This window comes from Micromonospora sp. NPDC003241, from assembly GCF_053589795.1.
In genome coordinates this window covers 50816-74444 of the sequence record NZ_JBSFSO010000020.1, presented here as the reverse complement: position 1 = coordinate 74444, position 23629 = coordinate 50816, and the positions used below count along the sequence as shown (strand labels likewise).

The 23629-nt window shown below is 73.3% G+C and carries 20 protein-coding genes; 10 read left to right on the top strand and 10 right to left on the bottom strand.

Annotated elements, in window-relative coordinates; all coding sequences use genetic code 11:
- Window positions 1-25 precede the first annotated feature (25 nt).
- On the bottom strand, window positions 26-619 hold the full coding sequence (locus tag ACWDVW_RS17815; RefSeq protein WP_449949924.1) for an Rv0361 family membrane protein: 594 nt from the start codon (window positions 617-619) through the stop codon (window positions 26-28).
- Window positions 620-945: 326 nt separating this feature from the next.
- Here ACWDVW_RS17815 and ACWDVW_RS17810 point away from each other — a divergent pair, with 326 nt between their 5' ends.
- The 7 genes from ACWDVW_RS17810 to ACWDVW_RS17780 all read left to right on the top strand — a co-directional run bounded on the left by ACWDVW_RS17810 (window position 946) and on the right by ACWDVW_RS17780 (window position 8754).
- Window positions 946-1422 (top strand): hypothetical protein, encoded by a 477-nt coding sequence (locus ACWDVW_RS17810; RefSeq protein WP_449949921.1) that lies wholly within the window; start codon window positions 946-948, stop codon window positions 1420-1422.
- 62 nt (window positions 1423-1484) lie between these two features.
- Window positions 1485-1640: a DUF4177 domain-containing protein gene (locus ACWDVW_RS17805; protein ID WP_013736319.1), complete on the top strand. Its 156-nt coding sequence runs from the start codon at window positions 1485-1487 to the stop codon at window positions 1638-1640.
- Window positions 1641-1644: 4 nt separating this feature from the next.
- On the top strand, window positions 1645-2106 hold the full coding sequence (locus ACWDVW_RS17800; protein WP_449949917.1) for a RidA family protein: 462 nt from the start codon (window positions 1645-1647) through the stop codon (window positions 2104-2106).
- Window positions 2107-2223: 117 nt separating this feature from the next.
- Window positions 2224-3048, top strand: coding sequence for an MBL fold metallo-hydrolase (locus ACWDVW_RS17795; protein WP_449949915.1), 825 nt, complete (start codon window positions 2224-2226; stop codon window positions 3046-3048).
- A complete protein-coding gene (locus ACWDVW_RS17790) occupies window positions 3045-6662 on the top strand; it encodes an adenylate/guanylate cyclase domain-containing protein (protein ID WP_449949912.1) in 3618 nt (1205 codons plus the stop codon). Before ACWDVW_RS17795 ends, ACWDVW_RS17790 begins: the two co-directional genes overlap by 4 nt.
- 144 nt (window positions 6663-6806) lie before the next feature.
- On the top strand, window positions 6807-7250 hold the full coding sequence (locus ACWDVW_RS17785; RefSeq protein ID WP_449949910.1) for a hypothetical protein: 444 nt from the start codon (window positions 6807-6809) through the stop codon (window positions 7248-7250).
- A gap of 31 nt (window positions 7251-7281) precedes the next feature.
- Window positions 7282-8754, top strand: coding sequence for a serine/threonine-protein kinase (locus ACWDVW_RS17780; RefSeq protein WP_449949907.1), 1473 nt, complete (start codon window positions 7282-7284; stop codon window positions 8752-8754).
- 6 nt (window positions 8755-8760) lie between these two features.
- Here the strand turns inward: ACWDVW_RS17780 and ACWDVW_RS17775 are convergent, their stop codons facing one another.
- Window positions 8761-9090, bottom strand: coding sequence for a hypothetical protein (locus tag ACWDVW_RS17775; RefSeq protein ID WP_449949904.1), 330 nt, complete (start codon window positions 9088-9090; stop codon window positions 8761-8763).
- A 223-nt stretch (window positions 9091-9313) separates the two neighbouring features.
- On the opposite strand from ACWDVW_RS17775, the gene ACWDVW_RS17770 reads away from it, so the two are divergent.
- The 3 genes from ACWDVW_RS17770 to ACWDVW_RS17760 all read left to right on the top strand — a co-directional run bounded on the left by ACWDVW_RS17770 (window position 9314) and on the right by ACWDVW_RS17760 (window position 13333).
- Window positions 9314-11119, top strand: coding sequence for an alpha/beta hydrolase (locus ACWDVW_RS17770; protein WP_449949902.1), 1806 nt, complete (start codon window positions 9314-9316; stop codon window positions 11117-11119).
- Window positions 11120-11255: 136 nt separating this feature from the next.
- On the top strand, window positions 11256-12197 hold the full coding sequence (locus ACWDVW_RS17765) for a transporter substrate-binding domain-containing protein (RefSeq protein ID WP_449949900.1): 942 nt from the start codon (window positions 11256-11258) through the stop codon (window positions 12195-12197).
- Window positions 12194-13333, top strand: coding sequence for a hypothetical protein (locus tag ACWDVW_RS17760; protein WP_449949897.1), 1140 nt, complete (start codon window positions 12194-12196; stop codon window positions 13331-13333). The genes ACWDVW_RS17765 and ACWDVW_RS17760 overlap by 4 nt, the downstream gene beginning before the upstream one ends.
- Window positions 13334-13347: 14 nt before the next feature.
- On the opposite strand, the gene ACWDVW_RS17755 is transcribed toward ACWDVW_RS17760, so the two are convergent.
- The 8 genes from ACWDVW_RS17755 to ACWDVW_RS17720 form a co-directional block, all read right to left on the bottom strand.
- On the bottom strand, window positions 13348-14526 hold the full coding sequence (locus ACWDVW_RS17755; protein ID WP_449949894.1) for an acyl-CoA dehydrogenase family protein: 1179 nt from the start codon (window positions 14524-14526) through the stop codon (window positions 13348-13350).
- Window positions 14523-16574, bottom strand: a complete 2052-nt coding sequence (locus tag ACWDVW_RS17750) for an ATP-binding protein (protein WP_449949891.1) — start codon at window positions 16572-16574, stop codon at window positions 14523-14525. The genes ACWDVW_RS17755 and ACWDVW_RS17750 overlap by 4 nt, the downstream gene beginning before the upstream one ends.
- A gap of 91 nt (window positions 16575-16665) precedes the next feature.
- Complete coding sequence (locus tag ACWDVW_RS17745) at window positions 16666-18267, bottom strand: acyl-CoA carboxylase subunit beta (RefSeq protein ID WP_449949888.1); 1602 nt, start codon at window positions 18265-18267, stop codon at window positions 16666-16668.
- Window positions 18264-19466 carry an acyl-CoA dehydrogenase family protein gene (locus ACWDVW_RS17740; protein WP_449949886.1) on the bottom strand — a complete coding sequence of 401 codons (1203 nt, stop codon included), beginning with the start codon at window positions 19464-19466 and terminating at the stop codon, window positions 18264-18266. Before ACWDVW_RS17740 ends, ACWDVW_RS17745 begins: the two co-directional genes overlap by 4 nt.
- Window positions 19463-21274, bottom strand: coding sequence for an acyclic terpene utilization AtuA family protein (locus ACWDVW_RS17735; protein WP_449949883.1), 1812 nt, complete (start codon window positions 21272-21274; stop codon window positions 19463-19465). The genes ACWDVW_RS17740 and ACWDVW_RS17735 overlap by 4 nt, the downstream gene beginning before the upstream one ends.
- The gene (locus ACWDVW_RS17730) at window positions 21271-22080 is read right to left on the bottom strand and encodes a TIGR03084 family metal-binding protein (RefSeq protein ID WP_449949880.1); all 810 of its coding nucleotides are present in this window, start codon (window positions 22078-22080) and stop codon (window positions 21271-21273) included. Before ACWDVW_RS17730 ends, ACWDVW_RS17735 begins: the two co-directional genes overlap by 4 nt.
- A 17-nt stretch (window positions 22081-22097) precedes the next feature.
- The gene (locus ACWDVW_RS17725) at window positions 22098-22733 is read right to left on the bottom strand and encodes a TetR/AcrR family transcriptional regulator (RefSeq protein ID WP_449949877.1); all 636 of its coding nucleotides are present in this window, start codon (window positions 22731-22733) and stop codon (window positions 22098-22100) included.
- 203 nt (window positions 22734-22936) lie between these two features.
- A complete protein-coding gene (locus ACWDVW_RS17720; RefSeq protein ID WP_013736306.1) occupies window positions 22937-23614 on the bottom strand; it encodes a Crp/Fnr family transcriptional regulator in 678 nt (225 codons plus the stop codon).
- Window positions 23615-23629: the final 15 nt, after the last annotated feature.

The window sequence follows — 23629 nt, the reverse complement described above, 5'->3', positions numbered from 1 at the left end:
GGCCGAGCCTATCCAGCCGGTCGGCTCAGGCGACCTCGCAGACCCACCAGCCGCTCTTCCGGATCACCGTGAAGCGCAGGTCCTGGTCGGCGATCTTCTCGTCGGCGGTGGTCACCGTCACGGTGGTGGTGACGGTGGCCCGGTCCCCGGTCTCGTTGTCCACCTTCGGGGTGTCCCAGCGGAACCGGGGGGTCTGGTGCGCCGCCACGTACTGCTCGACCTCGGCGACCTTCGCCCGGATCTTGTCCTGGTCGCGTGCGCCGGTGCAGACCAGCCGGGCCGCCTTGGCCGCGTCCCGCTCCTGGTAGACCGCGGTGAGGAAGTCGTCGACCGCGACCGACGGATCCTGGGCGCCCTCGCCGGACTCGGCGTTGCGCACGGTCAGGAACGCCACCACACCGCCGCCGGCACAGAGCAGCAGCACCACGGCGAGGGCGATCGAGGCCACCAGGGCACCGCCCCGTCTGCGGGACGGCGCGGTCGGCGGCGGGTACGGCGGATAGCCGCCGGGCGACGCCGCAGCCGGTCCCGGACCGGCCGGCGAGGAGGGGGCGACCGGTGGGCCGGCCGGCAGCGGGTCGGTGGGGCCGGTCGGGCCGCCAGCGGGTGGCTGGGTCATCGCGTACCCCCGGGTGCGGCGCACCGCCGCGCGACGGCGACGGGCGTGGGATGGGGCGGCCGGGCCGGGCGCCCGTCCAGACGGGAAGGGTAGCGGTCCATCGGTGGGGTGCGGGGGTCCCGGTGTCACCTGTGCGGGCGGCGCGATCAGTTTCCTGCTGGTCAGGTGTCGCAAATGTGACGAAAGGCCGATGGGCGTGCGCGTCCTGTTGAGGGGACCGCCACGGCGGCCCTACCGTCGCTCCGGCACGCCCTGACTGGGCTGGCCGCAGCGGTGCCGGACCGGCCGGCGGCGCCGTGACCAGGTACGACGCCCGGAGGCAGTGCATGCGCGACATCGACAACACCCCCCGAGCCCAGTTCTCCGCAGGGGGCCGGCGGGGCAGCCGGACGGCCGGCGGCGACTCCGCCGGCCGGCTGCCGGTCAACGAGCGGTCGTACCGGCGTACCGCCGACCCGGTCGGCATGGTCGAGCCGGACGGCGGGCGGGACGACGAGGTTCCCGGCTACGTCATCCACCTGCCCGTCCGGGTGGCCGACCTGGCCGCCGCGACCGCGCTGGCCGCCCGGGTGGCGACCTCGCTGAACTTCCTGCCCGAGCTGGACGCGGGGGAGACCGAGGTGTCGACCGCCGACGACCAGAACAACCGGCACCAGGTCTTCTGCGACCTGCTGCTGCCCGACCGCAGCCGGTGCCCCCAGCCGTACGACCACAAGGGCCTCTGCGGGGACGTGTCGATCGCCCCCGAGCAGCGTCCCGCCGCAGAGCAGTGGCCGACCTCGGAGCAGCGTCCCGCGTCCTGACCGGCCGGCGGACCGTAGGCTGTGCCCCGAAGTGTCCATGCCACCGAGGGAGCTCTCCACCGATGCAGAAGTGGGAATACGCCACGGTCCCGCTGCTGGTCCACGCGACCAAGCAGATCCTCGACAACTGGGGTGAGGACGGCTGGGAACTGGTCTCCGTCGTACCCGGGCCGAACCCGGAGCAGCTCGTCGCCTACCTCAAGCGCCCGAAGGCGTGAGGCCGTGAGCAACGGACCGCACGCAAAGTTGGCGGAACTCGGGCTGGAGTTGCCGGAGGTGGTGCCGCCGGTGGCGAGCTACGTCCCGGCGGTGCAGTCCGGCCAGCACGTGTACGTCTCCGGGCAGCTCCCGATGGCCGAGGGCAAGCTGCTGGCCACCGGCAAGGTCGGCGCCGGTGTCTCCGCCGACCAGGCCAAGCAGCTCGCCGAGCGGTGCGCCCTCAACGCGCTCGCCGCGATCGACGCGCTGGTCGGCCTGGAGAACGTCGTCAAGATCGTCAAGTTGACCGGTTTCGTGGCGAGCGCGCCCGGCTTCACCGGTCAGCCCGGTGTCATCAACGGCGCGTCCGACCTGTTCGGCGCGGTGTTCGGTGAGGCCGGTCGGCACGCCCGGTCGGCCGTGGGCGTGGCCGAGTTGCCGCTCGACGCGCCGGTCGAGGTCGAGGTCATCGTCGAGGTCGCCTGACCCGACGTCACCGTGATCTTGCGGTTCCGCCCGGACGAAGGCCCCTAACGAGGGCGAATCGGGGAGCGGAACCGCAAGATCGCGGAGGTGCGTGCCCGGGGTCGTACGATCGCAGCCATGGGAGGGCATGTGACGGGGGCGGTGACCGCCCTCGCCAGCGAGCTGCCGGAATGGGTGACGCTGCTGCGGGCACCCAACCCGGGGCCGATGACGCTGGACGGCACCAACACCTGGCTGCTGCGCGCACCGGGCGCGGAGTTCGGGGTGGTGGTCGATCCGGGGCCGGCCGACGAGGCACACCTGGCCGCGATAGCGGAGTGGGGACCGGTCGGCCTGGTGCTGATCACCCACGGGCATCCGGACCACACCGAGGGCTCGCCGCGCCTGCGTGACCTGCTCGGCGGGGCACCGGTGCGCGCCGCCGACCCGGCGCACAGTCTCGGCGGAGCGGCGCTCGACGCCGCCGGTGACGTGGACGGGCACGGGCTGGACATCCGGCTCGTACCCACCCCCGGGCACACCGCCGACTCGGTCTGTTTCCTGGTCGAACACGGCGGCCGGCAGGTGGTGCTGACCGGCGACACCATCCTGGGCCGGGGCACCACCGTGGTCGCCCACCCGGACGGCCACCTCGGTGACTACCTGGCCAGCCTGGAGCTGCTCGCGACGTACCGGGGGATTCCGGCGTTGCCGGGCCACGGGCCGGCACTGGCCGACTGCGGTGCCGCCGCCGACTTCTACCTGGCCCACCGGCGGGCCCGGCTGGACCAGGTCCGGGCGGCGCGCGACGGCGGGGCGCGGACCCCGGCCGAGGTGGTCGCCGTGGTGTACGCCGACGTGGACCGGTCGCTGTGGTGGGCGGCGGAGTGGTCCGTGCGCGCCCAACTCGAATACCTGGGCCGGGAATCCGAAGGTGACGCCGCGAGGTTGGACCGACCGTGACCTGCCCGGTGTGCGGAACCGTCGCGGTGCCCGGCGCCCGGTTCTGCCACAACTGCGGCGCGGCGCTGCCGGCCGCCGCCACCCTGCCCGCCGCCGAGCGTCGGGTGGTCACCGTGCTCTTCGGCGACCTCTCCGACTTCACCTCCTGGTCCGAGGACCTCGACCCGGAACGCGTCGGCGCGGTCACCGACCGGGTGCTGGCCGCCCTCGCCGGTGCGGTGAAGACCTTCGGCGGGCACGTCGACAAGCTCACCGGTGACGGCATCATGGCGGTCTTCGGCGCTCCGGTCGCGCACGAGGACGACGCCGAACGCGCCGTCCGGGCCGCCCTGTCCATGCAGCGGGCGGTCCGCCGGGTGCTCGACGACGAGCGTGGCGGCGGCGCGCCGCTGGGACTGCGCGTCGGGCTGAACACCGGTGACGTGATCGCCGGCATCCAGGCCGCCATCGAGTACACCGTCATCGGCGACACCGTGAACACCGCCGCGCGGCTGGCCGACGCCGCCGCCGTCGGCGCGGTCTACGCCGGGGCACGGACCGCGGCGGCCACCCGGCACGTCGCCAGTTGGCGGGCGCTGCGACCGTTGCGGCTCAAGGGCAAGCGCGAGCCGGTCGAGGCGTACGAGCTGCTCGGCCTGCTGGACGCGCCGGGCACCCGCTCCGGCCTCGGCGACGAGGCGCCCTTCGTGGGCCGGGAGACCGAGATCGGCCGGGTCGCCGGTCGGCTGGCCGAGGTGATCGACCGGGGCGAGACCCGGGTGCTGCTGATGACCGCCGAGGCGGGTATCGGCAAGTCCCGGTTCGCCGCCGAGGTGGAGCGCCTGGCCGCCGGCTACGACGTGGGTGCCGGACGGTACGCGGCGCACACCGGCGCCCGAGTGCTCTCGGTACGCTGCGCCGCGTTCGGCGAGCGCCGTCGGCTGGCACCCCTGGCCGACCTGGTACGCGCCGCCACCGGCCTGCCCAACGACACGGCCACCGCAGTCACCCGGGCCGCCGTCGAGGAGCGGCTGCGCCGACTCGGGCAGCGCCTCAGCCGCTCCCGCACCGCGCCCGCCCCGGTCGCCGTCGACCAGTTGCTGGCCCTGCTCGGGTACGCCGAACTGCCCGCCGCCGCCCACACCGACCAGAGCGAGTGGACCGGCACCCAACCGCCACCCGACGCCGAGGCGGTGCCCAACGCGGTGGCCGACCTGCTCAGCGCGCTCGCCGAGGAGGCGCCGCTGATGGTGGTGGTCGACGACCTGCACGACGCCACCGCGGAGACCATCGGCGCGCTGGAGGTCACCCTGTCCCGGCTCGACGGGCCGGTCCTGGTGCTGCTGCTCGGGCGGCCCGAGCTGGTGCGTACCGCGGGCACCCTGGCCCGGGTCGCGGACGCCGAGGTGCAGCCGTTGCCGCCGCTGCGCGGCGCCGACGCGTCCCGCCTGCTCACCAGCTATCTCGGTGGCGGGCGACTGACGCAGGCCGACGCCGACCGGCTGCTCGCCACCGCCCAGGGCAATCCGTTCTATCTGGCCGAGCTGGTGACCCTGCTGATGGAGCGCGGCGCGCTGACCGCCGGGGCGCGCAACGACTGGCGGCTGGCGCCCGGCTCGCTCGGCAGTCGGCTGCTCTCCCGCGACCTCGCGGCCGTGCTCGCGGCCCGGATCGACGCGCTGCCCGCCGAGGCCCGTTCGGTGCTGCGGGACGCCGCGGTGGTCGGGGACACGGTGCCCGACGGTGCGTTGCAGGCGCTGCGCGAGCAGCGGGCCGGACGCGACGGCCGACCGGCCGCGGTGGCCGCGCTGGAACTGGACCGGGCCGTGGAGGAGCTGCTGCAACGCCGCATGCTGCACCGCACCCGCACCGGGTACGCCTTCGCCACCCCGCTGATGCGGGAGGCCGCGTACGCCGGGATCAGCAAGGCGGAGTTGGCCGAGCGGCACGCCGCGCTGGCCCGGTGGGCGAGCCCGGCGGCCAGCGTCAGCAGCGGCCTGGGCGGCCCCGACCTGGTCGCGACCGGCACCACGGCCGGTCCGAGCGGCTTCACCGAGGCGGTTCGGGACGACTTCGTGGCGCAGCACGTCGAGCGGGCCACCGCGTTGGCCGACGCGGTCACGTTGCGTCCGGACGCCCCGGCCCGGGCGGTCGCCCCGCTGGGCGTCGCCGCGCTCGGCCGGGCCACCCGACGCGCCCTGCACGAGGGCGAGCCGGCGCTCGCCGTCGAGTACGCCGAACGCGCCACCGAACTGGCCCGCGTCGACGGCGTACCGGCTTCCGACCGGGTGGTGCACGCGCGGGCGCTGCTCCAGGTCGGCCGGGTGGCCGACGCGCTGGCGTCGGCCGAGAAGATCGCCGCCAACGCCGGGGACCAGGCGACCACCCGGGTCAGCGCGCTGCTGCTCGCCGGGCAGGCCCAACAGGCGATGGGTGACCTGCGGCGGGCCGAGACCTGCTGGCGGGAGGCGTTGCAGGTGGCCTCCGACGCGGACCTGCCGAGCCTGCGGGCGTCGGCGATGCGTCGGCTGGGCATGGCCGACTTCCTGGCCGGCCGGCTCGGCGAGGCGAGCAGCCGGTTGGCCGCCGCCTACCAGGTCAGCCTCGCGGTGCAGGACCGTCGAGGTCAGGCGTGGTCGTTGCAGAACCTGGCCTGGGTGACCACCACCCGGGGCGACTTCTCGGGTACGGACGCGGTACTCGGCCGCGCCGCCCGACTCTTCGCCGAGCTCAAGGACCCGTACGGGCGGGCGTGGCTGCGGGGCACCACCGCCTTCGCCCGGCTGCTCGCGGGTCGGCTGAGCGAGGCGCGTCGGCTGGCCCGGATCTTCCTGCCGTTCGGGGAGCGGGTCGGCGAGGCGTGGGCGGTGGGCACGCTGCGGGCGGTCGACGCGTACGCCAACGCGGAGCTGGGCGAGCTGCTGGACGCGGACCGGGAGGCCCGGCGGGCGTACCGCGAGTTCGCCGCCGCCTCCGACGAGTGGGGGCAGGGTTTCGCGCTGGTCGTCCGGGGTGTGGTGGCGCGTGGCCTGGGCGAGCCGGAACACGCCGCCGACCTGCTCACCGACGCGCTGGAGTACGCCGGCCGGACGGCTCATCCGCTGCTCACCGGCATGGCCGGCACGCTGCGCGGCTTCGTGGCGCTGGACATGGGCGACGTGGACGGCGCCGAGCGGTACGCGCGGACGGTGCTGACCAGTGTGGAGCCGCACAACCCGCAGGCGCCCGCACAGGTGGGGCCCCGGGTGCTGCTGGCGACGGCCCGGCTGGCGGCCGGCGACTCCGGCACCGCGGTCGGACTGCTCGCCCCGGTGGCCACCGCCGCCGCCACCTCGCCGTCGCTATTGTTCTCCCGTCGGCAGTCGATGGCGCGTTACGCCTCGGCACTGCTCGCACACGGGCAGTGTGAGCAGGCGTTGGACTGGGCCCGCCGGGCGGCGAACACACCGGCCGAGGACGTCCGCAGCCAGGTGGTCGCCGCCCGGGTACGCGCCGAGGCGCTGGCCGCCTGCGGCCGTGCGGCGGAGGCGTTGACCAGCGCCGAGGAGGCGGTCCGGCTGTCGTACGCCACCGAGCAGCGCAGCGAGCGCGCTGACGCCGAGGCGCTGTACACCCGGTTGCGCGACGCGCGCTGAGCCGAGCCACCGGCCTGTCGACATGGTGCGGTCCGGCCGGTTCTGTCGGTTCCGGTGATGTCGTCTGTCGGGACCGACCGCTACCGTGCACGGTGCACGCGGCGGTCAACATGGGCGGTCGTGCCGTCAAGGGGGAGGGCTCAGATGAGGCTGCCGCGCTCGGTCGCCGGCTGGACGATCGCGGTGTTCGGCGTGTTGGCGCTGGTGATGGGCGCGGTCGGGCTGCTCTGGCCGGAGGTGATGCTCGGGATGCTCGGCTTCGAGATCCCGGCCACCCGGGCGCCCGGCGACTACACGGGCGTGTTCGTGACGGCCTCGTCGATGGCCTCGTTCAACATGGGGGTCTACTACCTGCTCGCCACCGCCACCGAGTGGCGGGCGTTCTACCGCTTCACCGTGGTGTTCCGGTTGGTCACGTTCACCGTGTTCACCCTCGCGGTGCTGGCCGACGTGGCGCCCGGCCGGTTCTTCGGCGTGGCGGCGTGGGAGGGCGTGGGCGCTCTGGCCACCGCCGCCGGCCTCTGGTGGGACTCCCGGCGCAGTGCGGAAACCTCGCCGGAGCGGTCGCCCGCCGATGCGGTTCACTGAGCCGCCGGTCCAGTTGGGTATTTTCGGAACCGTGACCGACACCCCGCCCGGCGCACTGCCGACGCCCATCGTGCCTGGTCTGACTGATTTGCAGGTCTTTGCCCGGGGAGGCTACGCGACCGTCTACCGGGCCACCCAGATCTCGGTGGACCGCGAGGTCGCGGTCAAGGTCGAGAACCGCACCCTGGCCAGCGACCGGGACCAGGCCCGCTTCCTGCGCGAGGCGCGGGCAGCCGGTCGGATGTCGTCGCACCCGCACGTGGTCGACCTGTTCGACGTGGGGGTCACCATCGACCAGCACCCCTACCTGATCATGGAGCTCTGCGACGGGTCGTACGCCGAACGGATGCGTAACTCGCCGTTGGGCGCCGCCGAGGCGCGGGACCTCGGCATCAAGATCGCTGACGCGCTCGCCCACTCGCACGCGGCCGGGGTGCTGCACCGCGACGTCAAGCCGGCCAACATCCTCTATTCGCACTTTAACACCGCGGTGCTGGCCGACTTCGGGCTGGCCGTGGTCGCCGAGATGCGCGACGCCACGGTCGCCCTGGAGGTGCTCACCCCGGCGTACGCCCCGCCGGAGATGTTCAGCCACAGCCCGCCCTCACCGGCGGTGGACGTCTACGCGCTCTGCGCCACGCTCTACGCGGTGATGCACGGCCGGCCGCCACGCTGGCAGACCGAACGCAACCCGAGCCTGGTCACCGTGCTGGAGATGTTCCACCAGCCGATCCCCGGCATCCCCGGCATTCCGGAGGAGCTGGTCGACGTGCTCCGCGCCGGAATGGCCAACGATCCGGCGGAGCGGCCCTCCGTCGTGCAGTTGCACGACATGCTGGTCGGACTGCAACTGGAGGGTTCCGGCCCACCGAGCCCGCCGATCGGCCTGCTCGGCGGCGGACACCACGGCGGCTTCCGGGGCCCGGGTACGCCACCCGACGCCGGAGCCGCCGGCACCTCCACCGAGCGCAGCCGGGGGCGGCGCTGGTTCCTGGGCGCCACCGGCGTGATCGCGCTGGCCGCCTCGGCGGGTGTGGGCGCCTGGGCCGCCGGAGGACTCTCGTCAGGTCAGCCCACCGGTCCGGCCCGGCCGATCACCACCGGTGTGCACCGTCCGGGCTGCGCCACCCTGCCCGAGGCGCTGCCGGAGGGCGCCCGGTGCGCGGAGGAGCTGGAGTGCTTCGGCCCGGTGCAGGTACGCGCCCAGCGGGCCGAGGCCAGCCAGGTGCCCTGCGACACCCGGCACACCTGGGAGAGCTACGCCGAGGGGGAGTTGCCCCGCACGCTGCTCGACGCCGACCACGACGAGATCGTGGCGGATCCGGCCGTTCGCAAGATCTGCAACACGGAGACGTTCCGCCTGGTCAGCGGCATCGACAAGCCCACGGGGTGGAATCTGGAGGTGCTGCCGCCGGCCGACGCGCAGACCGACACCACCTACCGCTGCCTGGCCGGGCGAGGTCTGGACGGGCTGGCGTCCCCCACTCTCACCGGCGGCGGCTGAGCGAGGTCAGTGGCTCGCGTCGCGGCGGTAGCGGTCGCGCATCGCCCGGACGGCCTCCCGGTCGCCCAGCGTCTCCAGGGTGTCCGCGTCGATGCCGGGTGCCTGGGCCGCCGGATGGACCGGTGGGGTCGGCGGCGGCGGGTCGGCCGGACGGGCCTGCCGGGCGGCGGTGACCGCCACCCCGGTGACGATGGCGAGCAGGACGCAGCCCAGGGCCATCGCGACCCCCAGCAGATCCTGCCGTGGCTCGACGGCCAGTGCCACCAGCAGCCACAGTGATCCGAGTGCGGCGACCACTGCCACGGTGCGCGCGTCAGGTCCGGGGATGCGTCTCACGCGTCCAGAATGTCGGAGATTGCCGATCTGTCAACAGCAGCCGGTCGAGCACCTGCGAAACACCTGATAACTCCAGCTTACGGGATGCGGGAATCATGACTTTGACGCCTGCATTGTCGGACATGTTGCTGTTCACTGGACCGCGTTCATCGTCAAACGTCTCTAGAGTGGCGGGGGTCGAGTCCGACTCGACGTGTCCCGTATCCCACCGGAAGGCGTCCACATGCCACGACCAATCCGGAATCTCGCCGTCGCAGGGCTCGTCGGCGCGCTCCTTGCCGGAGCGGCGGTCGTCGTACCCGCCAGCGCCGCACCCACCACGATCGGCGCGGGCATCGCCACGGTCTCCCACCGCACCAGTCCCCTGGAGCGGCTGCGGGTCGACCGCGTGCCCACGCCCAAGCTGGACTGGTACGAGTGCTACGACTACGCCGAGTGCGCCACCGTCGACCTGCCGCTGGACTACGACCAGCCGAGGGGCGAGACGACCGAGATCGCGGTGCTGCGGATCAAGGCGCGGGACCAGAAACGCAAGATCGGCAGCCTCTTCGTGAACCCCGGCGGTCCGGGCGCTCCGGGCACCGACTTCGCCCTGTTCGCGCCCTACTACCTCGGCGACGAGGTGCTCGACCGGTTCGACATCGTCGGCGTCGACCCGCGCGGGGTGGGCGCCAGCGAGCAGATCCGGTGTTTCACGTCGGTCAAGGACCAGACCCGGGCGTACGAGGGGCTGAACGTCACCTTCCCGTACACGAAGGCCGAGGAGAAGGCGTACGTGGCCTCCTCGATCGCGGTCGGCAAGGCCTGCTCCACCACCGGCAAGCCGCTCAGCGGCGCGATGTCGACCGCTCAGGTCGCCCGCGACATGGACGTGCTGCGGCGGGCGGTCGGCGACAAGAAGCTGTCCTATCTGGGCATCAGCTACGGCAGCGTGCTCGGGCAGTACTACGCGAACATGTTCCCCGACCGGGTGCGGGCCGTCGCGATCGACGGTGTGCTCGACGCGACCGCGTGGTTCGGTGCCGGCGCCTCCGGCAACCTGGGCCAGGAGGACCGGATGCGCAGCGCGCAGGGCGCGTACAAGGCGCTGCGCGAGCTCTTCAAGCGCTGCAAGGCGGCCGGTGCGGACGTCTGCCCGCTGGCCTCCGGTGACCCGGCCGCCCAGTTCGAGCTGTTGACCAAACGGCTCAAGGCCAAGCCGGTGGTGATCGAGGACCCGGACCTGGGTGAGCTCACCTTCACCTACGCCGACGTCATCGGCATCACCGCGCGCTACCTTTATGATCCGTACGGTTACGAGATCGTCTACCTCATCCAGGAACTGCTGACGCTGGCCGACCCGTCGGCGGCGAACGCGTCGCGGACGCAGGCACGTACCTCGCTGCTCCAGCGGGCCGAGAAGGCTCGGCAGCAGGCCCGGACCTACGACTTCCCGTACCAGACCTGGCTGGAGACCTTCCTCGGGGTGGACTGCACCGACGCGAACCACCCGAAGGACGCCGCCTCCTGGGCGGCCCGGGCCGCCAGGGCCGACAAGCGTGACCCGTACTTCGGCCGGTACTGGTCCTGGATCTCCGCGCCCTGTGCCCGCGACACCTGGACGGTGCGGGACGAGGACCGCTACACCGGCCCGTTCAACCGGCGGACGGTCAACCCGGTCCTGGTCGTCGGCAACTACTGGGACCCGGCGACCAGCTACCACGGTGCCGTCGCCACGGCCAAGCTGCTGCCGAACAGCCGCCTGCTCTCCAGCGACAACTGGGGCCACTCCGCGTACGGCACGTCGGCCTGTGCGACCGGCGCCATCGACGCGTACCTGCTGCGGTTGACGCTGCCGAAGAAGGGCACCGTCTGCCACGGCGACATCCAGCCGTTCGAGGAACTGCCGGAGTCGGCCGCCGCCGTCCGGGTCGACACCTCCAAGGAGGACCTGGCGGCCAAGGGGGCGCCGCGCCGCGGTGAGCCCAAGCAACTGCCGCCGGTGGTCGTGCCGATGCCGGGGGGAATCGGCTCGCTGACGGCGCGCTGAGGTCGCGACACACCTTCCGGGGTGCGGCGGGCAGTCGGATGCCCGCCGCACCCCGGTGCGTTTCACAACGATGTCGACTGGCAGGCACTCGCTACTTTCGGTGTCATGACAACTTCGAAAAGTAGTGAGGTGATCCATGGTCGGACGGCTCTCCACCACCCGGTTCCGCTCGGTCGCCACCACCCTCGCGGTCGCCCTGACTCTGTTCCTGGGCGCGGCGGCCGGTTGTGACAGCCAGCGGGAGCCGGAACTGCCCTCGGTGCAGGAGAAGCTCCGCGAGTCACACGTCTGGGAGCAGAACGTGCTGCGGATCGGGGTGTCGAGCAACGAGCCGCTGATGGGCGACGTACGCGACGGCGGACACGTCGGCTTCGACGTCGAGATCGCGCGCTACATCGCCGCTTCGCTCGGCTTCGAGGGCGACCACCGGATCGAGTTCGTGCCGATCTCCACCGAGGACCGGATCCCCGCGCTCCAAGGTGGGATGGTCGACCTGGTGGTCTCCAGTTTCTCCATCACCGAGGAGCGTAAGAAGCAGGTCAGCTTCGCCGGGCCGTACCTGGTGACCACGCAGGAGGTGATGGTGCCGAGCCGGCACCGGGACACCATCCGGACCATCGAGGACCTGCGGAACCCGAAGTTCCAGATCTGCACCAGCGGTGGCTCCACCACCGAGGCGGAACTGGAACGGCACCAGGTGCGCGCGGTGGTGGTGAAGGACGTCGGCGACTGCGTCGAGGGCATCCTGGACGGCCGGTACGACGCGGTCAGCTCGGACGAGACGATCCTCGCCGGCTTCGTGGCCCGCTACCCGACCGAGTTCGAGATCGTGGACATGCCCTTCGGCACCAGCGAACTGCTCGGCATCGGCGTGCCCATCGGCGACCCCGCGCTGCGCGACCTCGTGGCGTACTTCCTCGACAAGAGCTACCGGCAGGGACGCAACGGGGAGATCAGCCCGTGGCAGGTCGCGTACAACCGGACGCTGGGTCCGTGGCTGCGCGCGGAGAAGCGGCAACCACAGCCGCTCGACGTGCCCCGACTGGTCGACTTCGACGACAAGGTGCCGGGGCGATGAGCACGCCGGCGGCGCCCACCGGCAACGCCCCGGACGCCGACCGGCCGGTGCCGTACCAGGTGATGCCCTCCGTCCCGGCGCAGCCGCCGGTGGACGGCGCCGCCGTGCCGGCCGAGCCGGACGACCCGGCCGAGCCGGACGGACCCGCCACGTCGAGTGGGCGCATGGACGTCGACGTGGACCGGACCGAGCGCCGGGCCCGGGCCAGCCAGTCGTTCTGGACGGCGGTGGTCGGCGTACCGGCGGTCTTCTCGGTGCTCCGGCTCGGCGTCGAGGCCGGCGGCGAGTTGCAGACCACGCTGCTGCTGGTGGCCAACGTGGGACCGGTCAACATGCTGGCCGGCTTCCTCACCACGGCGGCCCGCCTGCTCTGCACCGCGCTGGTCGCGGTGTTCGCGCTCGGCGGGGTGCTCGCGGCCAGCCGGGAGGCCACCGCCCGACGCTCGCTCTTCGCCCGCTGGATGGACGTCACACCGAGCTGGTTCATCGCGGCGAGCTTCCTGATGGCCCTGGTCACCTGGCCGCTGCTGTATCTTCCGCTGCTGTTGCCGACCCTGGCGGCGGCGTTCGGGCTCACGCCGGTCCGGCTGCACGAGCGTCCGGCGGTCCGCGTCCTGATGATCACGGCGGGGTACGCGGGTTACCTGTGGCTGCTCGTCCCCACCTTGCGCGACGCGTGGGAACAGGCCGAACCGCTGCCGATCGCGCTGCTGGTGGTGCCGCCGCTGCTGGCGCTCCTCGTCGCCGGGCCGCTGCCCCGGGTGGTGCTGCGGGCCTTCGCCCCACTGAGTCAGGCCGCCGTGCTCGTGGTGCTGGTCTGGGCGGCGTTGCCCGTGATCAGCACACCGGTGCTGCCGCTCACCGTGACCACGGTCGGGGCCACCCCCGAGGCCACCGAGGAGATCCGGGGGCACGTGGTGACCACCGACGACGTGCACACGGTGATCCTCCAGGAGCGGGGCGGCGTCCGGTACGTGCCCGTCGACTTCGTACGCGAACAGGTGCTCTGCCCCTCCGAGGAGGAGCTGCCCCGCTACCGGCTGTGGATCCACGACTTCCACGTCGAGGACTCGCTGCTGGAGGGGCTGGGCCGGCGGGTACGCCCGGTGCACCGGGTGGACGCCGCCTGCCGGTGAGCACGTGGGGTGGCTCAGTAGGACTTGTCCTGACCGAGCACGTGTTGGGCGACGAAGTTCAGGATCATCTCGCGGCTGACCGGGGCGATGCGACCGGCCCGTACCGCCCCGAGCAGCGTGGCCACGCCGTACTCGGTGGTCATGCCGGCACCGCCGAGCGCCTGCACGGCGGTGTCGACCGCGAGCGCGGCGGCCTCGCCGGAGGCGTACTTGGCCATGTTGGCGGAGATCCCGGCCTCCAGGTCGCGGCCCGCGTCGTAGAGCGCCGCCGCCTTCTGGATCATCAACCGGGCCAGCTCCACCTGGACGGCCGCGTGTGCCAGGGGATGGGACACGCCCTGGTGCGTACCGATGGTGCGTCCACCCCAGACCTTACGGGTGGCGGTGTACTCCGAGGCGCGCTCGATGGCGTACCGGCCGGTGCCGGCGCCCATCGCGGCGACGGTGATGCGTTCCGGGTTGAGCCCGGAGAACAACGCCGGCAGTCCGGCGTCGAGCGACTCGCCGACCAGTGCGTCGGCGGGCAGCCGGACCTCGTCCAGATAGAGCAGGAACTGGTTCTCCGGGGAGAGGATCTCCATGTCCAGCTTGGACCAGGTCAACCCGGGCGCGTCGGTCGGCACGATGAACAGGGCCGGCTTCAGCCGCTGTCCCGCGCCGTCCGTGGCGTTCTCGTCCCCGGCCCGGGCCACCACGAGCACGTGCCCGGCCTCGTCGACGCCGGAGATGTAGCACTTGCGACCGGAGAGGACCCAGTCGTCGCCGTCGCGTCGGGCGACGGTGCCGAGGCGGTGGAAGTTCGACCCGGCCTCCGGCTCGGTGATCGCGAAGACGATCTTCTGGGAGCCGTCGGCCAGGCCGGGCAGGTGGCGTTTGCGCTGGTCCTCGGTGCCGTGCCGGGCGATGACGGTGGCCGCGATGGCGGGGGAGACCACCAGCAGCAGCAACGGGCAGCCGGCGGCGGCCAACTCCTCGCAGACGATGGCGAGGTCGGTGATGCCGCCGCCCCCGCCGCCGTACTCGGTGGGGATGTTGACGCCGAGGTAGCCGAGCCGGCCGGCCTCGTGCCACAGCTCGTCGGTGTGCTCGCCGGCCTTGGCCTTCTCCACGAAGTAGCGGTGGCCGTACCGCCGGCCCAGCGACCGGACCGCGTCGCGGAGCTGTTCCTGCTCCGGGCTCAGGTCGACGTTCATGACGATGCCTCCTCGATGGGGGTGACCACGGCCAGCACCGCACCCGTGTCGACCTGGCCGCCGGCCGCGACCGGCAGCTCGGTGACCACGCCGTCGGTCGGGGCGAGCACGGGATGTTCCAGCTTCATCGCTTCCAGGGTCAGCAGCAGGTCACCGGCGGCGACCCGCCGGCCGACCTCCACGTGCACCCGGGCCACCGCCCCGGGCAGCGGGGCGAGCAGCGACCCGGCGGCCAGCTCCGCGCCGGGCGCCGGGAAGCGCGGCAGCTCGGTCAGGCTCGCCGTCCCGTCCGGGCCGTCCACGAAGACCGCCGCACCGACCAGGTGCACCCGGTACGCCCGGCGCACCCCGTCGACGTCGAACACCACCCGCTCCGGGCCCGCCTCGACCAGGGTGACCGCCGGTGCCCCGTCCTCCGGTGCCCCGTCCTCCGGTGCCCCGTCCTCCGGTGCCCCGTCCTCCGGTGCCCCGTCCTTCGGCGTCCCGGTCTCCGGCCTTGCCGACCACTCGGCGAGACCGCCGTCGCGGTCCAGCCGGTAACGCACCTCGACCTCCCCGTCCGGACCGGTGAACTGGGCGACCTGCGGGAAGGCGGGCACGTTGCGCCACCCGGAGGGCAGCCCGGCCAGCACCGGCGCGGCAGCACGCCGGGCCGCTGCCGAGGCCAGTGCGGCGGCGAGCGCGACCAGCGGCACCTCGCCGGGCGGCAGCAGCGGGGCGAAGACCTCGGGATGGCGTTCCAGGAACCCGGTGTCCACCTCCAGCGCGCCGAACTCCCGGCTGCGCAGCACCCGGACCAGCAGGTCCCGGTTGGTGGTCACACCGTGCAACTCGGCGCGGGCCAGCGCGGCGGCCAGCGTACGGGCGGCCTCGGCGCGGGTGGGTGCCCAGGCGACCAGCTTGGCCAGCATCGAGTCGTAGTGCACCTGCACCGCCGAGCCGTCCCGCACCCCGGAGTCGAGCCGCAGGCCCCGGGTCGGCGCGAACTCACCGACCACCCAGGGGACCGCGAACCGGTGCAGGGTGCCGGTGGCGGGCAGGAAATCCTGGGTCGGGTCCTCGGCGCAGAGCCGCACCTCGATCGCGTGACCCTCGACCGGCGGCGTCACCGCCAGCGGCAGCGGCTCGCCCTCGGCGACCAGCAGTTGCAGCCGGACCAGGTCCAGCCCGGTGACCGCCTCGGTCACCGGATGCTCCACCTGGAGACGGGTGTTCATCTCCAGGAAGTGGAAGTCGCCGTCCGGCGCGAGCAGGAACTCCACCGTGCCCGCGCCGACGTAATCGACGGCCCGGCCGGCGGCCACCGCCGCCGCGTGCAGCCGGTCCCGCAGCTCCGGGGCGAGCACCGCCGGAGCCTCCTCGACGATCTTCTGATGCCGGCGCTGGATCGAACAGTCCCGCTCCCCGAGCGCCAGCACGCTGCCGTGCCGGTCGCCGACGATCTGCACCTCGACGTGGCGGCCCCGCTCGACGTACCGCTCGATGAAGACGGTGCCGTCGCCGAACGCCGACGCCGCCTCGCGGCCCGCGCTCGCCACCGCCTCGGCGAGACTGTCGGCGTCCCGGACGATGCGCATGCCGCGTCCGCCACCACCGGCGGACGCCTTCACCAGCACCGGGAAGTCGGTGACCTGGCCCGGATCGGTCCAGGTGGGCAGCATCGGCACGCCCGCCTCGGCGAGCAGCGCCTTGGCGGCGAGCTTGTCGCCCATCGCGGCGATCGCCTTCGCCGAGGGGCCGACCCAGGTCAGCCCGGCGTCGGTCACCGCCGCCGCGACGTCGGCGTTCTCGGCGAGGAAGCCGTAGCCCGGGTGCACGGCGTCCGCGCCGGACCGGCGGGCCGCCGCCAGGATCAGGTCGATCCGCAGGTACGTTTCGGCGGGCGTGTTCCCCGGCAGGCGTACCGCCCGGTCGGCCTCCGCGACGAAGGGCGCGTCGGCGTCCGCGTCGGAGTGCACCGCGACCGTCTCGACGCCGAGCACCCGACAGGTGGCGATGATCCGGCGGGCGATCTCGCCCCGGTTGGCGACCAGAAGCCTGGTGATCATGGCAGCAGGGCCTTTCTCGCGCTCATCGGGCCGGCCTTTCGTTCGCGACTGCGGGACTCCGCTGCGCTGCGTTCCTTGCGCTCACGGGGCTTCACATCCGGAAGACGCCGAAGCCGGCGGCACCGCGTACCGGTGCGTTGTGCACGGCCGACAGGCAGAGCCCGAGGACGGTACGGGTGTCCCGGGGATCGATCACCCCGTCGTCGTAGAGCCGTCCGGAGAGGAACAGCGCGCCGGACTGGGACTCGATCTGCTGCTCGACCATCATCCGCATGGCGGCGTCGGAGTCCTCGTCGAACTCGCGGCCCCGGGCGGCGGCGGCCTGCCGGGCCACGATGGACAGCACCCCGGCCAACTGGGCCGGACCCATCACCGCAGAGCGCGCGTTCGGCCAGGTGAACAGGAACCTCGGCTCGTACGCCCGGCCGCACATGCCGTAGTTCCCGGCCCCGTACGAGGCGCCCAGGTTGACCGTCAGGTGCGGCACCGTCGAGTTCGACACCGCGTTGATCATCAGAGCGCCGTGCTTGATGATGCCGCGCTGCTCGTACTCGGTGCCGACCATGTAGCCGGTGGTGTTCTGCAGGAAGATCAGCGGGGTGTCGGCGGCGTTGGCGAGCTGGATGAACTGCGTCGCCTTCTGCGCCTCCTCGCTGAACAGCACCCCCCGGGCGTTCGCCAGTACGCCGACCGGATAGCCGTGCAGTTCACCCCACCCGGTGACCAGGGCGGTGCCGTACGCCGGCTTGAACTCGTCGAACTCGCTGCCGTCGAGCAGTCGGGCGAGCACCTCGCGCGGATCGAACGGCACCTTGAGATCGGCGCTGACGATGCCGAGCAACTCCTCCGGGTCGTGCCGGGGCGGGCGCGGGTGCGGCGTACGCGGACCCGGCCCCTGTTTGCGCCAGTTCAACCGGCGGACGCACTGTCGGGCCAGCCGGATGCCGTCCCGCTCGTCGGCGGCGAGGAAGTCGGCCAGGCCGCTGCGGGTGGCGTGCATCGCCGCACCGCCCAGCGACTCGTCGTCGGCGTCCTCGCCGGTGGCCATCTTCACCAGCGGCGGCCCGGCCAGGTAGACCTGCGAGCGCTCCCGGATCATGATGGTGAAGTCCGACATCCCGGGCACGTACGCGCCACCGGCGGTGGCGTTGCCGAAGACCACGCTGACCGTGGGGATCTTCTCGGCCGAGAGCCGGGTCAGGTCACGGAACACCCGGCCGCCCGGAATGAAGATCTCCGCCTGGGTGGGCAGGTCCGCGCCGGCCGACTCGACCAGGTTCACCATCGGCAGCCGGTTGGCCAGCGCGATCTCCCCGGCCCGCCGGGTCTTCGCCAGCGACCACGGGTTCACCGCGCCCCCGCGTACCGTCGGGTCGTTCGCCACGATCAGGCACTCGACGCCCTCGACCACCCCGATCCCGGTCACCACGCTGGCCCCGACCGGGAAGTCCGTGCCGTACGCGGCCACCGGGGACAGTTCCAGGAACGGGCTGTCCCGGTCCAGCAGCAGCTCGATGCGCTCGCGCGGCAGCAGCTTGCCGCGCGCGTGGTGCCGGGTCACGTACTTCTCGCCACCGCCGGCCCGTGCCTGGTCGAGTGCGGCGTCCAGCTCGGCGATCCGGTCCCGCAACGCCTCCCGGTTGGCCCGGTGGGTCGGCGAGGTGAGGTCGACCGTGCTCTGCAACGTGGTCATAGGCCGATGCCCTTCGCGACGATCTCGTTCATGATCTCGGTGGTGCCGCCGCCGATGCCGAGGATCCGGGCGTCCCGGTAGTGCCGCTCCACCTCGGCGTCGCGCAGGTAGCCGAAGCCGCCGTGCAGTTGCAGGGCCTGGTCGACCACCCAGTCGCTCGCCGCCACGGCCACGTTCTTGGCCATCGCCACCTCGGTCACCACCGGCTCCCCGGCGACGACCCGAGCGGCCACCTGGTGCACGTACGCCCGGGCGGCCTCGGCGCGGGTGTGCATCTCGGCCAGCCGGTGCCGGACCACCTGCCGCCCGACCAGCGGACGACCGAACGTGGACCGGTCCCGGCACCAGCGCACGGACAGCTCGACGCAGCGCTGCGCGATCGCGTACGCCTGGGTGGCCAGGGAGAGCCGCTCGGCGGCGAAGTGCTGCATGATCGCGAGAAAGGCGGTGCCCTCCTCGCCGATCCGGTTCGCCACCGGGACACGGACGTCGACGAAGGAGAGTTCGGCGGTGTCCGAGCAGTGCCAGCCGAGCTTCTCCAGCCGTCGCCCGACGGTGAACCCGGGCGTGCCCTTCTCGATCACCAGCAGGCTCAACTCGCCGCCGCCCGGAGGGCCGGTCCGCACCGCCGTGGTCACGAAGTCCGCCCGGACGCCACTGGTGATGTACGTCTTCGCACCGTTGACCACGTAGTGCTCGCCGTCGCGACGGGCATGGGTGCGGATCCCGGCGACGTCGGAGCCGGTCTCCGGCTCGGTGACGGCGAGCGCGCCGATCGTCGTACCGGCGAGCGTCGGCCGGACGTACCGGTCGACCAGGTCGTCGTCGGTCGGCGGGCGCTGCACCGGCGGGCCGGCCGCGCCCGGGAGCGTGCCGCCCAACCGGCCACCGGCCGCGGCGACCATGTGCGGCAGCGCGATGCCGTGCGTGAACAGGGCCGCGACCAGCCCCGACGATCCGCCGGAGCGGATCATCTCCTCGGTGACGACGATCGAGTCGAGCAGGTCGCCGCCGCTGCCGCCGACCGACTCGGGGAAACCGACGCCGAGCAGCCCGGTCCGCGCGGCGGTGACGTGCAGCGCGCGGGGCACCTCACCGGCCCTCTCCCAGTCGGCCAGGTGCGGCAGCACCTCCTGGGTCACGAAGGCCCGGGTCAGCTCGCGCAACTGACGCCGCTCCGGCGTGTCCACGATGGTCACGCCTGCGGCCCCCCGGCCGCCGCCGGTCCGGCGGGCAGCTCCGCGCCGGCTGATTGCGGTTCGGCGGGCAGCTCCGCGCCGGCCGTTGACGGCCCGGTGGGCAGCTCCGCCGGCAGGTCTACCACCCGGGCGCGGAGCAGCTCGCCGAGCGCCTTGGCCTGCGGGTCGAACCGGGTCGATCCGGCCACCCCGGGCCCGAGCAGTCCCTCGATCACGAAGTTGACCGCGCGCAGGTTCGGCAGCTCGTGTCGACGCACGGTCAGCGGGGCCGTCTCCGGCAGCAGCTCGGCCAACCGGGCCACGGTCAGCCAACCGCGCAGCCACGCCCAGGTCGCGTCGGTACGCGCCCAGACGCCGAGGTTCGCGTCGCCGCCCTTGTCGCCCGAGCGCGCCCCGACCAGCTCCCCGAGCGGCCCCCGCCGCGTCCCCGCGCCGGCCGCCGGAGGTAAGGAGGGGTCCCCTGCTATCGCCTGGTGTATAGGAAGGGACCCCTCCTTACACCGCACCGGGGGTGGGGGGATGGTGCGGCGGGTGCCGTCGGGCAGTACGGCGACGTGGGTGACCGCGTCCTGCGGAACGGTGTCGGTGGTGAAGACGCCGTACGGGGTGGCGTCGCCGGGCAGCGTGGTCAGCGTGCAGCCGGGGTACGAGGCCAGCGCCAACTCCACCGCCGCCGCCGAGAAGGCCCGTCCGGCCCGCGTCCGGTCACCGTCCCGCAGGTGTACGTGCAGCAGCGCGCTCGCCACCTCGGTGTCGGTCGCGTCCGGGTGGTCGGTACGGGCCAACTGGAACTCCAGCCCGTCGGTGCCGACCGCCGCCTCCAGTTGTGCCCGGACCAGGGCCGCCTTCGCCTCGATGTCCAGCCCGCAGAGCACGAACGTCATCGAGTTGCGGAAACCGCCGAGGTTGTTGACGCCCACCTTGAGCGTCTCCGGCGGTGGCGTGCCCCGGACACCGCAGACGCGTACCCGGTCCGGCCCGTCCGGGCTCAGCTCGACCGTGTCCAGCCGGGTCACCACGTCCGGCCCGAGGTACGCGGGCGCACCGACCTCGTACAACAGTTGCGCGGTGACCGTCTCGACGGTGACCGCGCCGCCGGTGCCGGGGTGCTTGGTGAGCACCGACGAGCCGTCGCGACGCAGCTCGGCGACGGGGAAGCCGGGCCGGTGGCCGCCGTCGGGCAGCTCGGTGAAGAAGCTGTAGTTGCCGCCGGTGACCTGTGCCCCGCACTCGATCAGGTGCCCGGCCACGGTGGCGCCGGCCAGCGCGTCCAGGTCGTCGTGCGTCCAGCCGAAGTGGGCCACGGCCGGGCCGACCACCAGGGACGCGTCGGTGACGCGGCCGGTCACCACCACGTCCGCCCCGGCGTCGAGGCAGGCGGCGATACCGAACGCCCCGAGGTACGCGTTCGCGGTGAGCGCGTCCGGGCGGGCCAGGGCGTCGCCTTCGACGTACCCGACCCGCACGGGCAGTCCGAGCCGGTCGGCGAGGGTGCGGATCGCGGCGGCCAGCCCCGCCGGGTGGAGGCCGCCGGCGTTGGTGACCAGCGCGACCCGACGGTCCAAGGCGGTGCCGAGGCAGCCTTCGAGCTGTCGCAGGAACGTCCTCGCGTACCCCAGGTCGGGGTCGCGCATCCGGTCCCGGCCGAGGATCAGCATGGTCAACTCGGCCAGGTAGTCGCCGGTCAGCACGTCCAGTTCGCCGCCGTCGAGCATCTCCTGCCAGGCGGAGAAGCGGTCGCCGTAGAAGCCGGACGCGTTGCCGACCCGCAGCACGGCGGCGCGGGGCCGCTGGTCGGCCGCGCTCACGCGGCGGCTCCGGCCCGGTCGTCGCCCGGTGACCGGGGCGCGGGGGCGGGACCGGGTGGTCCGGCGAACGCCTGTGCCACGTCCAGCCACGCGTCGGCCACCGGCCCGTCGGCGACCAGGGCGGTGTCGGCGCGGTGCCGCCGCCGGGTCACCAACAGACAGAAGTCGTGCGCCGGGCCGGTGACCCGGTCGGTCGCGTCGGGCGGACCGAAGGCCCAGGTGTCCCCGGCCGGTGCCCGCAGCTCGACCCGGACCGGCACCGTCGGCACCGCCCGGCCGTGCGCGGCGAAGCTGTGCCCGACGGTACGGGAGCCCAGGTGTGCGATGTGCCGCAGCCGGGCGGTGGCGGGCCGGGACACGCCCAGCGCGTCGGCCACGTCCTCGCCGTGCGCCCAGGTCTCCATGATCCGTGCGGTGGCCATCGAGGCGGGCGACATGCGGGTGCCGTACCAGGGCAGTCTCTGTCCGGCCGGAGCGGCGGCGAGCGACGCCGCGAGCGTACTGCGGCCGACCCGCCAGCGGCTCAGCAGCACCTCCGGCGGGGCGAGGAACGCCTCCGCGCCCGCGTCGACCAGACGGGCCGGATCCGGGGCGGCGGCGACCGAGGCGTGGAACGCGTCCGGGTCGGTCGCTGCCAGGTGGGACACGTGGTCGGTCCAGGCCAGGTGGGCGATCTGGTGGGCGACCGTCCAGCCCGCCGCCGGGGTGGGCCGCTCCCACTCCGCCTCGGGCAGGGGCGCGACGAGCGCGTCGAGCTGCGCTGACTCGGCGGCCAGGTCGGTGAGCAGGACGGCCAGGTCGACCACGGTGCCTCCGGTGGGGATCAGTCCCGCTCGCCTTCCGGTCGGGCGTCGGCGGGGGTGAGCAGGGTGGTGAACTGGCGTTTCCAGGCGTGCAGCAGGGCGGCCCGGCGGGCCGAGTCGTCACTGAGCAGGTTGGCCACGCCGAGTCCTCGGAGCAGGTCGAGGGTGGCCTGCACCGCCTCGCGTACGCCCGGCCGTCGCTCGTCCACGCCGAGCAGCTCGACGGTCAGCCGGTGCATCTCCCGCCCGACCCGGGTCTCCAGCGGCAGCAACGCGGCCCGCAGTTCGGCGTCGGTGCGGGCGGCCACCCAGAGTTCGAGGGCGGCCACGAAGAGCGGCCCGGTGAAGGCGGCGGCGAGCAGGTCGACCACCCGGTCCAGTCGGCGGGGGCCGGCCGGCAGTGCCTCCGCCTCGGCCCGCAGCTCCGCCGCCCGGCGTTCGGTCAGGTGGGTCACGGCGGCGGTGACCAGGGCGGTCCGGGTCGGGTAGTGGTGTAGCTGGGCGCCTCGGGAGACTCCGGCCCGGGCCGCCACCACCGTGGTCGTGGTGCCGGACCAGCCGTGCTCGACCAGGCACTCGACGGTCGCCTCCAACAGCCGGGCCTGGGTGGCGCGGCTGCGCTGCTGTTGAGGGACGCGGGTCGATGCGGGAGGCACGGACACAGCCTGCCGCCCGAAAAACAAACAGTCAAGACTGACTTTTTTACGACCGCGCAGTGCGCCGCCCGACACGGTCACCGGCGACGGTGGCGAACCCGGACACGACACCGCCCGGCCGCGACCCAGCCTGGACACGGCTGCCCGGACACGACACCGCCCGGCCGCGAGTGGGCGACCGGGCGGTGGAGGACAGAGGGTGGTCAGACCCGCGCGCGGCGGGCCAGGCGCTCCGGGTCGAGGATGATGATGCTCTTGCCGTCCAGCCGGAGCCAGCCCCGCGAGGCGAAGTCGGCCAGCGCCTTGTTGACCGTCTCGCGGGAGGCGCCGACGAGCTGGGCGATCTCCTCCTGGGTCAGGTCGTGCGTCACGCGCAGCACGCCGCCGTCCCGGGTGCCGAAGCGGCCGGCCATCTGGAGCAGGTTCTTGGCGACCCGGCCGGGGACGTCGGTAAAGATCAGGTCGGCCAGGGCGTCGTTGGTCCGGCGCAGTCGGCGGGCGAGCACGCGCAGCAGCTGCTCGGCGATCTCCGGCCGGTTGTTCAGCCACGGCCGCAGCGCCTGCTTGCGCAGCCGGGCCAGGCGGCTGTCGGTCACCGCGGTGGCGGTCGCCGTACGCGGACCCGGGTCGAACAGCGACAGCTCGCCCACCATGTCCGACGGGCCCATCACCGCGATCAGGTTCTGCCGGCCGTCCGCGGCCCGTCGCCCGACCTTGATCTTGCCGGACAGCAGGATGTAGAGACTGTCGCCGGGCTCGCCCTCGTTGAACACGACCTCGCCCTTGCGGACCTCGATCGTCTCCATCTCCTTGGCGAGCGCCTCGGCAGCCTCCGGGTCGACTCCCTGGAAGATCCCGCTGCGGGCCAGTACCTCGTCCATCGCGCACCTCCGGTT

Excerpts from the sequence above, each read along its gene's own strand:
- ACWDVW_RS17805 (WP_013736319.1), top strand. The coding sequence starts at position 1,485 with ATGCAGAAGTGGGAATACGCCACGGTCCCGCTGCTGGTCCACGCGACC.
- ACWDVW_RS17760 (WP_449949897.1), top strand. The coding sequence starts at position 12,194 with ATGAGCACGCCGGCGGCGCCCACCGGCAACGCCCCGGACGCCGACCGG.
- ACWDVW_RS17765 (WP_449949900.1), top strand. The coding sequence starts at position 11,256 with ATGGTCGGACGGCTCTCCACCACCCGGTTCCGCTCGGTCGCCACCACC.
- ACWDVW_RS17815 (WP_449949924.1), bottom strand. The coding sequence starts at position 619 with ATGACCCAGCCACCCGCTGGCGGCCCGACCGGCCCCACCGACCCGCTG.
- ACWDVW_RS17770 (WP_449949902.1), top strand. The coding sequence starts at position 9,314 with ATGCCACGACCAATCCGGAATCTCGCCGTCGCAGGGCTCGTCGGCGCG.
- ACWDVW_RS17755 (WP_449949894.1), bottom strand. The coding sequence starts at position 14,526 with ATGAACGTCGACCTGAGCCCGGAGCAGGAACAGCTCCGCGACGCGGTC.
- ACWDVW_RS17795 (WP_449949915.1), top strand. The coding sequence starts at position 2,224 with ATGGGAGGGCATGTGACGGGGGCGGTGACCGCCCTCGCCAGCGAGCTG.
- ACWDVW_RS17810 (WP_449949921.1), top strand. The coding sequence starts at position 946 with ATGCGCGACATCGACAACACCCCCCGAGCCCAGTTCTCCGCAGGGGGC.
- ACWDVW_RS17750 (WP_449949891.1), bottom strand. The coding sequence starts at position 16,574 with ATGATCACCAGGCTTCTGGTCGCCAACCGGGGCGAGATCGCCCGCCGG.
- ACWDVW_RS17745 (WP_449949888.1), bottom strand. The coding sequence starts at position 18,267 with ATGACCACGTTGCAGAGCACGGTCGACCTCACCTCGCCGACCCACCGG.
- ACWDVW_RS17720 (WP_013736306.1), bottom strand. The coding sequence starts at position 23,614 with ATGGACGAGGTACTGGCCCGCAGCGGGATCTTCCAGGGAGTCGACCCG.
- ACWDVW_RS17785 (WP_449949910.1), top strand. The coding sequence starts at position 6,807 with ATGAGGCTGCCGCGCTCGGTCGCCGGCTGGACGATCGCGGTGTTCGGC.